13 protein-coding genes and 1 other annotated feature (1 of these 14 running past the window's edge) are annotated in these 14,105 nt (G+C 48.2%); of the genes, 5 read left to right on the top strand and 8 right to left on the bottom strand.

The genetic code is table 11. From position 1 onward, the window contains the following. Positions 1–111 (top strand) — a binding site (T-box leader); it begins 118 nt to the left of the window's first position. Between the two features lie 68 nt (positions 112–179). From I8U21_RS07685 to I8U21_RS07675, 3 genes are read left to right on the top strand one after another with little or no spacing between them, the layout of a single operon-like run. Then, positions 180–1,337, top strand: a complete 1,158-nt coding sequence (locus I8U21_RS07685) for a pyridoxal-phosphate-dependent aminotransferase family protein (protein WP_181732037.1) — start codon at positions 180–182, stop codon at positions 1,335–1,337. After that, positions 1,330–2,910: a phosphoglycerate dehydrogenase gene (serA, locus tag I8U21_RS07680; protein ID WP_181732036.1), complete on the top strand. Its 1,581-nt coding sequence runs from the start codon at positions 1,330–1,332 to the stop codon at positions 2,908–2,910. Before I8U21_RS07685 ends, serA begins: the two co-directional genes overlap by 8 nt. A 41-nt stretch (positions 2,911–2,951) precedes the next feature. After that, positions 2,952–3,647: an SDR family oxidoreductase gene (locus I8U21_RS07675; RefSeq protein ID WP_181732035.1), complete on the top strand. Its 696-nt coding sequence runs from the start codon at positions 2,952–2,954 to the stop codon at positions 3,645–3,647. Positions 3,648–3,696: 49 nt separating this feature from the next. Here I8U21_RS07675 and I8U21_RS07670 read toward each other — a convergent pair whose 3' ends face one another. From I8U21_RS07670 to I8U21_RS07635, 8 genes are all read right to left on the bottom strand, one after another. After that, complete coding sequence (locus tag I8U21_RS07670; RefSeq protein WP_370527045.1) at positions 3,697–5,511, bottom strand: ATP-binding protein; 1,815 nt, start codon at positions 5,509–5,511, stop codon at positions 3,697–3,699. Continuing rightward, on the bottom strand, positions 5,508–6,224 hold the full coding sequence (locus I8U21_RS07665) for a response regulator transcription factor (RefSeq protein ID WP_037997548.1): 717 nt from the start codon (positions 6,222–6,224) through the stop codon (positions 5,508–5,510). Before I8U21_RS07665 ends, I8U21_RS07670 begins: the two co-directional genes overlap by 4 nt. A 25-nt stretch (positions 6,225–6,249) precedes the next feature. Beyond that, positions 6,250–7,452, bottom strand: a complete 1,203-nt coding sequence (gene ccsA, locus I8U21_RS07660; protein ID WP_181732034.1) for a cytochrome c biogenesis protein CcsA — start codon at positions 7,450–7,452, stop codon at positions 6,250–6,252. Between the two features lie 12 nt (positions 7,453–7,464). After that, positions 7,465–9,039 (bottom strand): cytochrome c biogenesis ResB family protein, encoded by a 1,575-nt coding sequence (locus tag I8U21_RS07655; protein WP_309544779.1) that lies wholly within the window; start codon positions 9,037–9,039, stop codon positions 7,465–7,467. Positions 9,040–9,150: 111 nt separating this feature from the next. Further along, positions 9,151–9,870, bottom strand: a complete 720-nt coding sequence (locus tag I8U21_RS07650) for a pseudouridine synthase (protein WP_181732033.1) — start codon at positions 9,868–9,870, stop codon at positions 9,151–9,153. Positions 9,871–9,989: 119 nt separating this feature from the next. After that, positions 9,990–10,529 carry a spore maturation protein gene (locus I8U21_RS07645; protein WP_181732032.1) on the bottom strand — a complete coding sequence of 180 codons (540 nt, stop codon included), beginning with the start codon at positions 10,527–10,529 and terminating at the stop codon, positions 9,990–9,992. 25 nt (positions 10,530–10,554) lie between these two features. Then, positions 10,555–11,157, bottom strand: a complete 603-nt coding sequence (locus I8U21_RS07640; RefSeq protein ID WP_181732031.1) for a nucleoside recognition domain-containing protein — start codon at positions 11,155–11,157, stop codon at positions 10,555–10,557. A gap of 7 nt (positions 11,158–11,164) precedes the next feature. Next, entirely contained in the window at positions 11,165–12,313 is a 1,149-nt protein-coding gene (locus I8U21_RS07635; RefSeq protein WP_232333962.1) for a D-alanyl-D-alanine carboxypeptidase family protein, read from the bottom strand. Between the two features lie 254 nt (positions 12,314–12,567). On the opposite strand from I8U21_RS07635, the gene tnpA reads away from it, so the two are divergent. Further along, positions 12,568–12,966 carry an IS200/IS605 family transposase gene (gene tnpA / locus I8U21_RS07630; RefSeq protein WP_181732030.1) on the top strand — a complete coding sequence of 133 codons (399 nt, stop codon included), beginning with the start codon at positions 12,568–12,570 and terminating at the stop codon, positions 12,964–12,966. A 4-nt stretch (positions 12,967–12,970) separates the two neighbouring features. Beyond that, complete coding sequence (locus I8U21_RS07625; protein WP_198053647.1) at positions 12,971–14,026, top strand: RNA-guided endonuclease TnpB family protein; 1,056 nt, start codon at positions 12,971–12,973, stop codon at positions 14,024–14,026. The last annotated feature ends 79 nt before the right edge of the window (positions 14,027–14,105 follow it).

Here is a 14,105-nt window from a genome sequence, read left to right as displayed (position 1 = left end):
TAGGCAGATCCGGATGATCCGTTACATCATGAGTCCTTTTCGGACTTGATGAGGCAATTGGTGCGAACCAATTGCGAATGAGGGTGGCACCACGGACCTTACGTCCCTCACCTGTTGCCACAGGTGTGGGGATGTAAGGTTTTTTTATTGACTTTCACCTTGGATAGGAGGAGATCTTCATGCCTTTAAAAGACAAATATCATCTGCGCATTCCCGGTCCGACCCCCGTTCCGCCTCAAGTCCAGCGGGCCATGACACAACCGGTGATCGGGCACCGGAGCCGTTTGGCTTCCCAACTGATTCAGGAATGTTCCGAGCGGTTGAAACCCATCTTCGGAACCAGACAGCAACCGCTCATTGTGGCAGGCAGCGGAACTTCGGCATTGGAAGCGGCTGTCGTCAACACTTTATCCCCCGGGGATGAAGCTGTTGTCGTGGTCACCGGTGCATTTGGCGACCGCTTTGCCAAAATCGTCGAAACATACGGGATCGGTTTGCATCGCTTGGACATTCCCTGGGGTAAAGCATGCGAACCGGAGCAACTGGCTGACTTTTTAAAGAAACATCCCGGTGCCAAAAGCGTCTTTCTGACTTATTGCGAAACATCCACCGGCGTTTTGAATCCCGTTGCGGAACTGGCCCGAACCGTCCGGCAACATTCCGATGCTTTGGTGATCGTCGACGGCGTCAGCTGTGTCGGGGCAGTTCCCTGCCAAATGGATGATTGGGGCGTCGACATTATGGTGACCGGTTCCCAAAAAGCACTGATGCTGCCGCCGGGACTTGCTTTTCTTGCCGTGAGCGAACGTGCCTGGCAAGTGATTGCCGGCAACCGGCAACCCCGTTTTTACTTGAATCTTGAAGCGTATCGCCGGAAACTGGAACAGGAGGACACCACTCCTTTCACCGCAGCCGTCTCCCTTTTGTACGGTTTGAAAGAATCCTTGTCCCTTTTGGAAGAAGAAGGCTTTGAAAATGTATGCTCCCGGCATGAACGTCTCAAAAACATCACCCGTGCCGGCATCCGGGCTTCCGGCCTGACCTTGATGGCCGATGACCGCCACGCTTCCCCGACCGTCACCTCCATCGATGCGTCGCAGGAGAAGTGGGATGTGGAGGCGTTCCGCAAAAAATTGCAAAGCCACGGCTTTTATGTCGCCGGCGGACAACAACACCTGAAAGGGAAAATCTTCCGAATCGGGCACATGGGTTACTGTGACGAGTGGGATATCCTGACGGTTCTTGCCGCCGTTGAAGTTACTCTTTCGCAAATGGGACAATCCGTTGAACCGGGAATGGCCACCAAAGCAGCACAAGAGGTGATGATGGATGTTTAAAGTATTGATCACCGATCCGATCAGCGACCAAGGGATTGAAAAATTACAACAATCCCCGGATATTGAAGTAATCCAAAAATCAAAATTATCCCAAGAAGAACTGCTGACAGCCATCGAAGATGCCGATGCTCTTCTGGTTCGCAGCCAAACCAAAGTGACCGCCGAAGTTATCGAAAAAGCCCGGCGTTTGAAAGTAATCGCCCGTGCCGGGGTCGGTGTGGACAACATCGATGTCCAGGCCGCCACCCAAAAAGGAATCATTGTGGTCAACGCTCCGGACGGCAATACGATATCCACCGCTGAACATACATTTGCCATGTTGTTGTCATTGGCCCGCAATATTCCGCAAGCATACCACTCTCTGCTGCAAGGCAAATGGCTGCGCAAAGAGTATGTGGGAACGGAATTGAACGGAAAAACCCTCAGCATCATCGGGCTCGGACGGATCGGATCCGAACTGGCAAAACGCGCCAAAGCCTTCCGGATGAACGTGATTGGATACGACCCTTACCTGTCCAAAGACCGGGCCGAAAAATTGGGCGTCACCAAAGCCGGTTTGGAAGAAGCGATCCAAAAAGGTGATTTCATCACAGTACACACGCCATTGACCAAAGAAACCAAACACTTGATCAATCATGACATGTTTTCCAAAATGAAAGACGGTGTCCGGATTTTAAACTGTGCCCGGGGCGGAATCATCGATGAAGAAGCCCTGTATCAGGCCATTTTGGACGGAAAGGTGGCCGGAGCCGCACTGGATGTGTTTGAGTCGGAACCGCCTGAGGACCATCCGCTTCTTTCCCTGCCTCAGGTGATCGCAACTCCGCATCTGGGAGCCTCCACCGTCGAAGCTCAAGAAAATGTGGCCCTGGACGTTGCGGAAGAAGTGCTTCACATCCTGCGTGGGGAACCTTTTAAAAATGCCGTCAATCTGCCATCCGTCCCGGCCGAACTGAGACAAAAACTGCTTCCGTATCAAGAATTGGCCGAAAAGCTGGGAAAATTCGTCTCCCAGATCAGCAACGGCGCCCTGTCGCAGATCACCATCACCTATGGCGGGGAAGTAGCCGAATTGGATGTTTCCCCACTGACCCGCACGGTTTTAAAAGGAGTGCTTTCTCATTACTTATCCAATGTAAATGATGTCAATGCGCCCCATCTCGCCAAAAAACGCGGCGTTCAAATCGTGGAACAAAAAACGATGGCCAGCCATGGTTTCACGCAATATATCCGGGTGGAAGTGCATACCTCCAAAGAAATCCGCAGCGTGGCGGGAACCCTGTTAAACGGCTTTGGGCCCCGCATTACCAAGGTGGACGATTATCCGGTGGATGTCACCCCCAAAGGACATCTCCTGTTTATTCAGCATCAGGATTTGCCCGGCGTCATCGGACGGGTCGGAACTTTGCTCGGAAGCGAAGATGTCAACATTGCGACCATGCAAGTGGGACGGCTGGGCATCGGGGGCCAGGCCATCATGATTCTCCGAATTGACAAACCGCTTACCAAAAACCTGATTGATTTGATTCTGCAAATCGATAACATTCAATCCTTGCATGAAATTGATTTATAATAGAGATTCAGAATCAATCTGTCAGGATTGGAGGATCAGTAATGGAAGCGGAACAAAAAATCGCCATTGTGACAGGCGCAAGCAAAGGATTGGGCGCTGCCATCACCCGGCGTCTGGCGAAAGAAAACATCAAAGTCATCGCCACCGCCCGCAGCATCGAAAAACTGAATGAATTGGCCGGGGAGTTCCAAGGCACCATCGATCCCGTCGCTTGCGATGTCACAGATTCCCGGCAAGTCAAAAAAGTCATCGATGATACCATCGAAAAGTACGGCCGGCTGGACATCCTGATCAACAACGCCGGTCTCGGATATTTTTCGCCTGTGGAAGAATTAAGTGAAGAAGAATGGGACGAAATGATGAATGTCAATTTGAAAGGCGCTTTTCTTCACTGTAAATACGCCATTCCCCATTTAAAAAAAACCGAAGGGCACATTGTCAATATTTCCAGCATCGCCGGAACCGAGGCATTTGCTTCCGGAGCCGGATATTGCGCTTCCAAATTTGGATTGATGGCACTGACCGATGCACTGACGCTCGAATTAAAACCTCATCAAGTCAAAGTATCGGCTCTTTGTCCGGGATCGATCAAAACCAACTTCAACAACTACAAAGAATACGCCATGGAAGCCGAACAAGTGGCCGAAGCGGTATGGACCATTGTTTCAGCACCCAAAGGGGTGATTTACAATCAAATTTTGATGCGCCCCTTGGTCCCCAGAGCATTCCAAAAGTAACTTTCTCCCGTAAAAAAGCACGGATCCCTGTGAGATCCGTGCTTTTTCTTCAGCCGATAAAAAACTCATTATTCTCTTCGATCCGAAGCGGCAATTCAATCATGAACACCGTTCCCTTTCCGGTCTCGCTTTTGACAGAGACATTGCCTCCATGCGCATCCACCAGGTGTTTGACAATCGACAAACCGATTCCGGTTCCACCGGATTGACCCCGGGTCCGGGCTTTGTCCGCTTTGTAGAAGCGCTCAAACACAAAGGGCAAATCTTCTTCCGGAATTCCCGAACCGGTATCTTCCACATCGATATGCACTTTTCCGTCTTCGACACCGACGTGTACATGGACGTTTCCTCCACTCGGTGTGTGACGGATCGCGTTGTCGATCAGATTGGTCAAAACCTGCTCGATTTTGTCTTCATCCCAATAGACAACCGGCTGCGTTTCTTCTTTGAACACGGCAGCCAACTGGACATTGCTCTCCTTTGCCATTCCCTGGAATTTGCGGATCACCCGCTGGATAAACTCATCCAGCGGAACTTCCGTGGGAACGATTTGAATATGCCCCGATTCAATGCGGGCCAAGTCGAGCAATTCACGGACCAGACGGCTCATCCTTTGAGACTCTTCATTGATCACTTTGGCCAGTTCCCGGCGCTCTTCCGGTGTGTCGGCAATGTCATCCATCAAAGCTTCACTGTAACCTTGCAACATTTGCAACGGGGTTCTCAATTCATGAGAAACATTGGCAACAAAATCTTTTCTGAGTTTGTCCAATCTTCTCTCTTCCGTGACATCCCTCAACACGGCCACCACCCCGCGCACTTGGTCCCCGGTGTCGGTGTAAAGCGGGGACATGACCACCACCCACGTCCGTCCACGGGCCGTGATATCCCCGGTATACTCTTTATGGTCGTCGGTCACTTGCCTGAAAAGATCTTGCAACGGTTTGGGCAAGGCATCTTTGGGGGTGTCATCTTTCCACTGCGCGAGAAAACGGTCGGCAATGGGGTTGGTCAAAATGATTTTTCCATATTTGCTGATGGTCAAAACGCCATCCGACATACTTTTTAAAATGCTTGCCAATTGTTCTTTTTCTTGTGACAGCTGATGGATCGAGTCTTCCAATTGGGAGGCCATCCGGTTAAACGTCATCGACAATTCGGCAATTTCGTCCCGTTCATGGTAGCGGACCGGAACCCGGGTGGAAAACTCGCCGCGTGCCATCTTTTCCACCGCTTTTTTCATCTGCACCAACGGCAGGGAAATCCGGGTTGACAAGAAAAAGGCAAAAATGGTCGTCAACACGATGCCGATCAGCGAAGAGTAAAAAATCCACCGCTTGATGTCCGTCTCGCTCAACTGTTCCTGGGTTTGGTAAAGCACGATCGCCCCCACCGTTTTGTCGTTGACAATATGCGGAACGGCAACGAGCAAGACGTCATTTTTAAAGAACGGAAAATTTCCCGGATCGGACTTTACCCGGACTTTTCCCTGAATAAAAAGCGTTTCGCCCTTTAACACCCGGTTTAAATCATCTTGCGACAAAACTTCCTGCCAGGGAACGTTCGGCACATGGGGAGAAACCCCGTAGTTGCTCACCGATCCGCTGGCATCCAACGTGACGATATATGTATGGAAAAGTTCAGAGACTTGCAGGACATTATTCAGATACTGGATATGATCATATCCGGGTTGATTGAACTTTTTCTGGATCTCTCCGGCAAGTTGCTCCAAACTTTTCTTCTGGTCACGAACATACGTTTTCTCCACTTGTTCGTTCAAAAAGAGATTTAACAGCACCAGCACCAGGGAAACAAGAATAATGATGGTGATCCACAGCTTACCGACTACACTTCTCCAAATCACTCTTTCGGCACCTCTAGTTTGTAACCGACTCCCCACACCGTGGTGATCATCTTCGCTGCTTTGGTGGAAGCGCGGTTCAGTTTTTCACGCAATCGTTTCACGTGTGTGTCAACCGTGCGCAAATCCCCAAAAAATTCATAATGCCATACATCCCGCAACAACTGTTCCCGGGTGAAAACCTTATCGGGAGATTTGGCCAGATAATAAAGCAGCTCATATTCTTTCGGTGTCAATTGGATTTTCTTGCCGCCCGCTTTGACTTCATGGGCATCATGATCAATCGTCAGTTCGGGAAACACAATCACATTATGCGTTTCTATATTGGTGGTCAGGAAAGCGGTCGCCGAGGCCCGGCGCAACACGGCTTTCACCCGGTGTACCAATTCCCGGGGGCTGAACGGCTTGACGACGTAATCATCGGTTCCGGATTCAAAGCCTTCCACCCGGTTGGCTTCTTCTCCCCGGGCCGTCAGCATGATCACGGGCGTTGCTTTTTTCTTTCGCAATTCGGCACAAACATCCAATCCGTCCATCCCCGGCAACATCAAATCCAGCAAAATCAAGTCATAGTTTTTATCCAGCGCCATTTGCAAAGCTTTTTCGCCATCTTCCGCTTCTTCGATCAAATAGCCTTCTCTTTCCAGATACATGCGAAGCAACCGACGAATGCGGTCTTCATCATCCACCACCAGAATCTGATACTGTTTGTCCAAGTTACTTCACCCCTGCTGCTTTGATTTACGCATATGAATGCAAACCGGTGATCACTAGATTAATTGCGATTAAATTAATCATGATAATCACAAAACCGCCAACCGCCAGCCATGCCGACTTCAACCCGTGCCAACCGCGGGACAGCCGCAAATGCAAATAAGCGCTGTAAAAGAGCCAGGTAATGAGTGCCCACACTTCTTTCGGGTCCCATCCCCAGAAGCGGCCCCACGCTTGATGAGCCCAAATCATTGCAAAAATCAGCGCGCCCAATGTAAAAATCGGGAAACCGATTGCAATCGCGCGGTAAGAAATTTCATCCACCAATTCGCTGTCCAAGTCTTTTAACAGCGGATGAAGTACTGTTCGAAGCGGCTTTCTCAAGATCAACCGCAAAAGCCCGTATAAAATCAGTCCGGTAATTACAGACCAAATGACAGAATTCAATTTGCTTGCCGCTTTTTCTCCCTTCATCCAGCCCGGACTTTCAAACAGCGGTTCATTCAGGCCCGGGAAGGAATCCATTTGAATAATTTGACTATCGGTTGGACTCACGATGGGAGGAAGCGAGTACTCCTGAACATTTGCCTCCCCATCAACAGTATGCGAAAATTTCGCTTCATAATCAACGAGGCCAAAGGCAAATTGAACAATACTGAATCCAAGAAACATCAAAACAATCAACAGAGTGGTTTCCAGCCAAAAGGCATTTTTCCCTGATTTCTGATTCCCGACGGTTTTAATGAGATAAATCAATCCGGCGACAAAACCGATCCCAAAGGCCCCTTGCCCCAGCGCTGCCGTCGACACGTGAATCGGCAGCCAGTAACTTTGCAAAGCCGGGATCAGCGGCTGGACATCCCGCGGGAAAACAGAAGCATAAGCCAGCAAAATCACAGCCAGAGGCATGACAAAAGCCCCTAAAACAACATTTTTATAGATAAAATAAACAATTACAAACGCGATGACAATGGCATAACATAGAAAAGCCGTAAACTCAAACATGTTGCTTGTCGGGAAGTGGCCGCCAATCAACATTCTTGTGATGATGAACAATGTTTGAAAAACGGCTCCCACGATGGCAAGCCCGACGGCAATATTCCCCCACCGTCGTTTTCTTTGTTCATTTTTTTCATTTTTGTCTTTGGAGATTCCCATCACAAACGCGACAGAAGAAATCAAATATAAAAAGAAGGTGCCAAAAAGGAGATTCTCCATCAATTGTTCCATCGTCTTTTCCCCCTATTTTTTCGCCGGCTTCAAGTCATAATCTTTAAATACATCCAGCGCAGACAGTTCGCGGTAAAAACTGTACCAGTTTTTGTTGGTGTGCCCGCCAACGTATAAGGAGCCGTCGGCTACCCGGACCCAGACCCGGCGATGGTGCCAGTAAAATCCCATCACCAGCCCGATCATGCAAATGAATCCTCCCGTAAAAATCACCGGCAAACTTTTATCGACGCGAACCATGAGCCCGGAGGAATTCACCGTGTGGATATTGGCCAGATCAATGTTATAGTGATTGTCTTTCAACAAATCGCCCAAATCCTGACCGGAGATGACCCAAGATTTTTCTCCCGTTTTCGCCCCTTTTTCCCGGACTTCAAAGACAAAAGCCGGGCGGTTCGGTTCCTGCGATTTGGTCACCGGGCGATTGTTTTCCATGGCAAAGTCCGGATAATATTCCAGTGCCCGGACTTCCAAATTTCCGACCGGATAAACCTGGTCCTTCCGGAGGTTATTCAAATCAACGGTGAAGGTTCCCAGCTCTTTTTTCGAATTTTTCTCCGTGACTTTAAAAGAAATTTTTTGGAGCAATCCGGTCTCAAAGCTGGATTGATATAACAACAAGCCGTTGTATTCAAGCGGTTTATTCACAATGATCCCATGTTTTTTGACCGGCTTTAACTTTCCTGTCTGCTTGTCCTTTTCATACAACACGGCATCGGTCTGGTATTTCTTGACAACCGGCCCTTCATCCTTGCTTTGTTGATCATAAAACTCCATGGTAAAGCGCTCATTTTTCACATAATACGGTGTCTCCGGGACTTTTTTGGTTTCCCCTTCCCGGACCCATAACGTTTCGTTCAGGTACCAACCCGGCACATACCGCAACAAAACCCCGAATAAAAAAATAATCAACCCGATATGATTGATGTAAGGACCCCATCGGCTGATCCGTCCTTTTTCCGCAAGCAGCGCCCCGTTTTCGCGCCGGATGTGATAATGCTTCTTACTCAATGCTTGCGCGATCTCATCAATCTTTTGCTCCGGGTGTTCATCGGACACATGCTCCACATGCGCAATCCGTTGCCGGCGGATAAATTCCGGGCTTTTGGTCACAGTTTGGTTTTTAAGCGCTTTATAAAGAGGAACCACCCGGTCCAAACTGCAGACCACAAGCGAAACCCCGATCATCGCCAAAAGCAGGAAAAACCACCAGGAGTTGTACATATCCGAAAAACCAAGTGCATAATAAAGTTTCCCCCAAATTCCATAGTGCTCCTCATAGTAACTCTTTGGATCGGAAGAGGGGACATAGATTTCTTGAGGAAAAATGGTGCCGATGCCGGCGGCGATCAAAGTAACGACAATCAAAATAATGGCAACTTTCACTGAGGAGAAGAAATTCCAGACCCGGTCAAACGGGGAGGGTTGTGCCGTTTGGGAACGTCTTGCCTTCCCTTCATAGCGCATCTCCTCAGCAATATTTTCCTTTTCTTCGATGGACTTGTCCAGCGGTTTTCCGCAGTACTCGCACAATATGGTGCCAACAGGGTTATTGTGTCCGCACTCACATTTACTGTTATCTATCACGCATGACTCCCCCCTGTGATCCATTCACGAAAACTCCGTGATTTCATTAACTAATTATACATTTAAGTTTGGTTTTCGATTAGGAACATGTGACGATGATTTGAAAGATGTTCACAAAATCTCTTTTTTTAACCGCTGAATTTCTTCATCCGTCAACTCCCGGAATTCCCCCTTGCTTAACCCTTCCAGCGTCAAAAATCCAAACCGGACCCGGATCAGATGAATCACACGGTGCCCGACAGCTTTCAACATGCGCCGGACTTGTCTCTTTCTCCCTTCATAAATCGTCAGTTCCACCCGGGAAGTATTGTCCTGGCTGGAATGGGAAAGAAAGCGGACTTTGGCCGGGGCCGTCCATCCATCCTCCAGTTTCACGCCCCTTTCCAGCTGTTTCAACGCTTTTGGGCCGGGTTTTCCTTCCACGGTGGCTATGTATACTTTATTTACCTTGTAACGCGGATGAAGCAAACGATGGGTCAGTTCGCCATCGTTGGTCATGATCAGCAAACCTTCGGTATCGTAATCCAGCCTCCCGACCGGGAAAACACGCTCCGGGATATCGCGGAAATAGTCAGCCACCACTTTCCGGCCCTGCGGGTCATGCATACTGGTAATCACTTGCTCCGGTTTATAAAACAAAAACGTTCTTTTTCTCTCCAACACGACCGGACGGTCATCCACCTCGATCCGGTCTTGGCGGGGATTCACCTTGGTACCCAGTTCGGTGACCCGTTGTCCGTTGACTTTCACTCTTCCGGAACGGATCAATTCTTCCGAACGTCTTCTTGAGGCGACTCCCGCCTGTGCCAACACTTTTTGCAAACGCTCCATGCCAAGCTCACCTCTTAGTCATCTTAACTGTTTACAAAGTTTCATACAAGTCAAACCGGACGGCCCTGTTATTTTCAGACATGTTAAAACCCGGTATCGCAGAAAATGCCTTTCTCTGCTCAACCGGGCAAAAAAATCAATGTACAAATGATCCAGGCGGCCAAAAATCCCGCCAAATCCGCCCACAAACCGACTTTCAGCGCATAGAGGGAATTGCGGATTCCCACGGCGCCAAAGTAAACCGTCAGCACATATAAAGTGGTGTCGGTGCTTCCCTGAATCGTGGATGCCAGCTTCCCCAAAAAGGAGTCCGGCCCGTAGGTGCGAAGAACGCTTTCCACAAAGGCCAGGGAACCGGTTCCGGAAATCGGCCGCAAAATCCCGATCGGAACCACTTCTTCCGGGATCTTCACCCAGCTGAGCACCGGTTTCAAAAATTGCAAATAAAACTGCAAAGCGCCGGTATCCCGGAAAATGGAAACTGCCACCATCATGCCGACCAGGTGCGGGATAATCGAGATCGCCGTCGGGAATCCTTCCTTGGCCCCCTCGACAAAACTGTCATAAACGGGCACCTTGCGAAATACGGCATACAGCGGAACAAACACCACAATGGCCGGCAACATCAGATTGGAAACAAAACTGATCACTTCAAACATCCGATTTACCCTCTTCCCAGTTTGATTACTTCTTCCGTCGCCCATTCTCGTCAAACGTGCGCTTTCGGTAATAACGATCCAACAGGATGGCGACAGAAGTGGCAATCAAGGTGGCCAGCAATGTCGGGCCGATGATCTCCGTCGGGTTCACCGAACCGTGTTTCAACCGGATCCCGATAATCGTTGTCGGAAGCAATGTCAGTCCCGAAGTGTTCAGGGCAAGCAAAGTGCACATCGCAGGAGTGGCCGTCTTCCGGTCGGGGTTTAATTTTTGCAACTCTTCCATCGCCTTGAGTCCCATGGGGGTCGCGGCATTTCCCAATCCAAACAGGTTGGCGCTCATGTTCGATAAAATGTATCCCATCGCCGGATGGTCATGGGGCACGGACGGAAACAAAAACCGGGCAACCGGACGCAAGATCTTCGCCAGCTTTTCCAACAAGCCGGCATCTCGGGCAATCCGCATCATCCCCAACCAAAACACCATGATACTGATCAGTCCCAAACAAACAGAAACCCCTTCTTCCGCACCATGTAAGGCCGCTTTTGTCACCAACTCCAATTTCCCCTGCAAAGCCGCAGCCACCACCCCGCTTAAAATCATAAAAATCCAAATATAATGGATCATTTTTGCTTCACCCTTTTTTCCAAAGCATCAGCCCGAAGGATTGAAACCACTTTTTCATCATGGATGGTTCGGGCTCCATTTTGACTTCCAAAGGAACCGATCCGATCAATTGCCGGTTTACGTAAATCCGGGCACTTCCCACTTGCATGCGGTCGCTTGTCACCAGCCGGAGAGGATAACTGATGACCGGCTTGACCGTAACCTGCTTTTTTTCTTCTTCCGTCAGCGGATAATCAAAGGAAGCACCGGCAACAACCCGGAATTTTTTGTGATCATCCGTTTCATAGGTCTGACCGGACAGAATCTGTCCTTTTTTCACCAAGGAAACCAAATCATAATGTTGAAAGCCGTACTCCAGCATGTTCATGGAATCCCGCCAATCATCCCCGTCATTCAAAGTAACGGTGATTAACTGGTGGCCGTCTTTGGTCGCAGAAGAAACCAGCGTTCTTCTCGCTTTTTTGGTGAATCCCGTTTTAACACCGTCTGCCCATTTATAAAAACGCAACATCTTATTCTTATTGTAAAATTTCCTTTTCCATTTCTCGCCAGGCCAGGACACCGTCTTGACCTCTGTTTTGACAATCTCCTGAAAAACCTGATTTTTGAGCGCGTATGCCGTCAATACGGATAAATCTTTGGCCGATGAATAATGCCCCTCTTGATCCAGACCGTGCGGATTGGCAAAATGTGTGTGTTCCAGACCCAGATAGGCGGCTTTTTCATTCATTAAATAAACAAATCCTTCCACCGATCCGCCGATGTGTTCGGCGATCGCCGTTGCCGCGTCATTTCCGGAACGCAACATCAGTCCGTACAATAAAGTGCGAAGCGGTATTCTTTCGCCGGCTTTCAAGTAGATGGAGGATCCTTCCACCCCTTCCGCATTGGGGCTGATGGTCACCTCTTCATCCAAATTTCCGTTTTCAATCGCAATGATCGCCGTCATGATTTTGGTCAAACTGGCAATCAACATGGGTTCCTCTGCATTCTTCTCAAATAAAACACGGCCTGAAGAAGCATCATACAAAATGGCGGCTTTTGCCCCGGGAGCCAAATCCTCTGTAACTTCGGCTCTTGCTCCTTCCGGCCAGACAAAGATCATCATCAGGATGGCTGTGACAAGCCCGACCGAACAAATCCGAACCAGAATCAAATGATCTCACCCCACTCCCGTTCGGGTTTGTACAAATATATGCACTCCGGACAAGATTATGTAAAAAAACGACACTGCCCCGGGCTGTGCCGTTTTGTATCCGGTTTACAGAAAATGCCGTCTGAAAGCCCACGGTTTGAATCGTGGGATGAAAGACGGCGTTGCTCGGTAATCCCTTCATGGGATTGCTTAGAGCAACAATTTTTTATCTTTAATTGTTGCAGTATGACCATTAAACTGATACAATTAATAATATGGAACAAGAATATCGAAGAACGAAAACAACTGTATCTTTAATTAACTATCATTTTGTTTTCTGCCCACGTTATCGAAGAAAAGTGTTAGTGAACAGAGTGGAAGAGCGATTCAGGCAGTTAGTAGAAGAAATTTGCCAAGAGAATGATTGGATCATTCTTGCTATGGAAGTGATGCCTGATCATTGTCATTTGTTCTTGAATTGTCTTCCCTCTGATTCTCCATCAGATATTATGGCAAGAGTGAAAGGAGTGACTTCCAGACGATTAAGACAGGAATTTAAACACCTGTCTCATCTGCCAAGTCTTTGGACACGCTCTTTCTTCGTTAGTACAGCAGGGAATGTATCAAGTGAAACAATCAAACACTATGTGGAATCTCAAAAGAAAAGGGGGTGAATCAATGCCGACGATCACACTAAGGCTAGAACTACATAAGCCAACTCAAGCCAAACAGGATATGTATCAGCGAATGACGGAAATAAACACAGCATTTGCTAACTGGCTACTTGTTCACCCAGAGGTGAACAAGGCAACCAGTAAGATTTTCAAAGAGTTTTCTCATGGAAAATTTCCGTCTGCTGTAGTGAACCAGACGATTCGGGAAGTCAAGTCAAAAAAGAAAAACCAAAACGCGAAATCATTCAAACAGCTATGGTGTTGCTTCAACAATCAGAACCTCAAGGTGGAAAAGGTTGGAGACTTCTATACGGTTTCCTTTCCAACTTTGGAAAAGCGGATCGGTGTACCCGTTGTAGCCCGTCCTTATCAGCAGGCATGGTTAGAGAGAATCCTAAATGGAACCGTCAAACAGGGTGCCAGCGAGCTATACAGGAAAAAAGGAAAATGGTATATCGCCATTCCAATCACTTTTGAAGTAGAACAACGGAAAGAAACTAAAGTCATGGGAGTTGATCTAGGACTGAGATACATAGCTGTCGCCAGTGTTGGAACAAAATCATTATTCTTCAAAGGAAACCAAGTTGCTTTTGTTCGTAGACGTTTTGCGGCTAGACGAAGAAAGCTAGGTAAACTGAAAAAACTTTCCGCCATCAAAAAATCAAAAGATAAAGAGTCTCGTTGGATGAAAGATCAGAACCATAAAATCAGCCGTCAAATCGTAGATTTCGCATTGACCAACGGTGTTGGTATCATTCGAATGGAAGATTTGACGGATATTCGAAATAGGGCAAAGTCTAAAAAAGAAGCTGGTAGAAACCTTCATTCATGGGCTTTCTATCAGCTACAGAAAATGATTAAGTACAAAGCAGAAATGGTAGGTATTCGCTTTGAATTAGTTAATCCAGACTACACCAGTCAAACCTGTAAATGTGGTCATTGTGAAAAAGCGAATCGAAATGGCATCCAGTTCAGATGCAAAAAGTGTGGTTATACCTGCCATGCTGATCTGAATGGAGCAATCAATATAGCTAAAGCCATTTCTGGGTTAGTAGCCTAGCGTACTGGTAACAGGTACGCCGCCCATGTGGGTACACTCTAACCACATGGGACGGGGTGATGACACACCCCTGAACTTG

Source organism: Thermoactinomyces sp. CICC 23799 (assembly GCF_016055145.1).
GTDB lineage: Bacteria > Bacillota > Bacilli > Thermoactinomycetales > Thermoactinomycetaceae > Thermoactinomyces > Thermoactinomyces intermedius.
This window is presented reverse-complemented; position numbering and strand designations above follow the sequence as displayed.

What these genes read in the sequence shown, in the direction of transcription:
- I8U21_RS07685 (WP_181732037.1), top strand. Translation starts at nt 180, where the DNA reads ATGCCTTTAAAAGACAAATATCATCTGCGCATTCCCGGTCCGACCCCC.
- ccsA (WP_181732034.1), bottom strand. Translation starts at nt 7,452, where the DNA reads ATGGAACAATTGATGGAGAATCTCCTTTTTGGCACCTTCTTTTTATAT.
- I8U21_RS07645 (WP_181732032.1), bottom strand. Translation starts at nt 10,529, where the DNA reads ATGTTTGAAGTGATCAGTTTTGTTTCCAATCTGATGTTGCCGGCCATT.
- I8U21_RS07640 (WP_181732031.1), bottom strand. Translation starts at nt 11,157, where the DNA reads ATGATCCATTATATTTGGATTTTTATGATTTTAAGCGGGGTGGTGGCT.
- I8U21_RS07650 (WP_181732033.1), bottom strand. Translation starts at nt 9,870, where the DNA reads ATGGAGCGTTTGCAAAAAGTGTTGGCACAGGCGGGAGTCGCCTCAAGA.
- I8U21_RS07625 (WP_198053647.1), top strand. Translation starts at nt 12,971, where the DNA reads ATGCCGACGATCACACTAAGGCTAGAACTACATAAGCCAACTCAAGCC.
- tnpA (WP_181732030.1), top strand. Translation starts at nt 12,568, where the DNA reads ATGGAACAAGAATATCGAAGAACGAAAACAACTGTATCTTTAATTAAC.
- I8U21_RS07675 (WP_181732035.1), top strand. Translation starts at nt 2,952, where the DNA reads ATGGAAGCGGAACAAAAAATCGCCATTGTGACAGGCGCAAGCAAAGGA.
- serA (WP_181732036.1), top strand. Translation starts at nt 1,330, where the DNA reads ATGTTTAAAGTATTGATCACCGATCCGATCAGCGACCAAGGGATTGAA.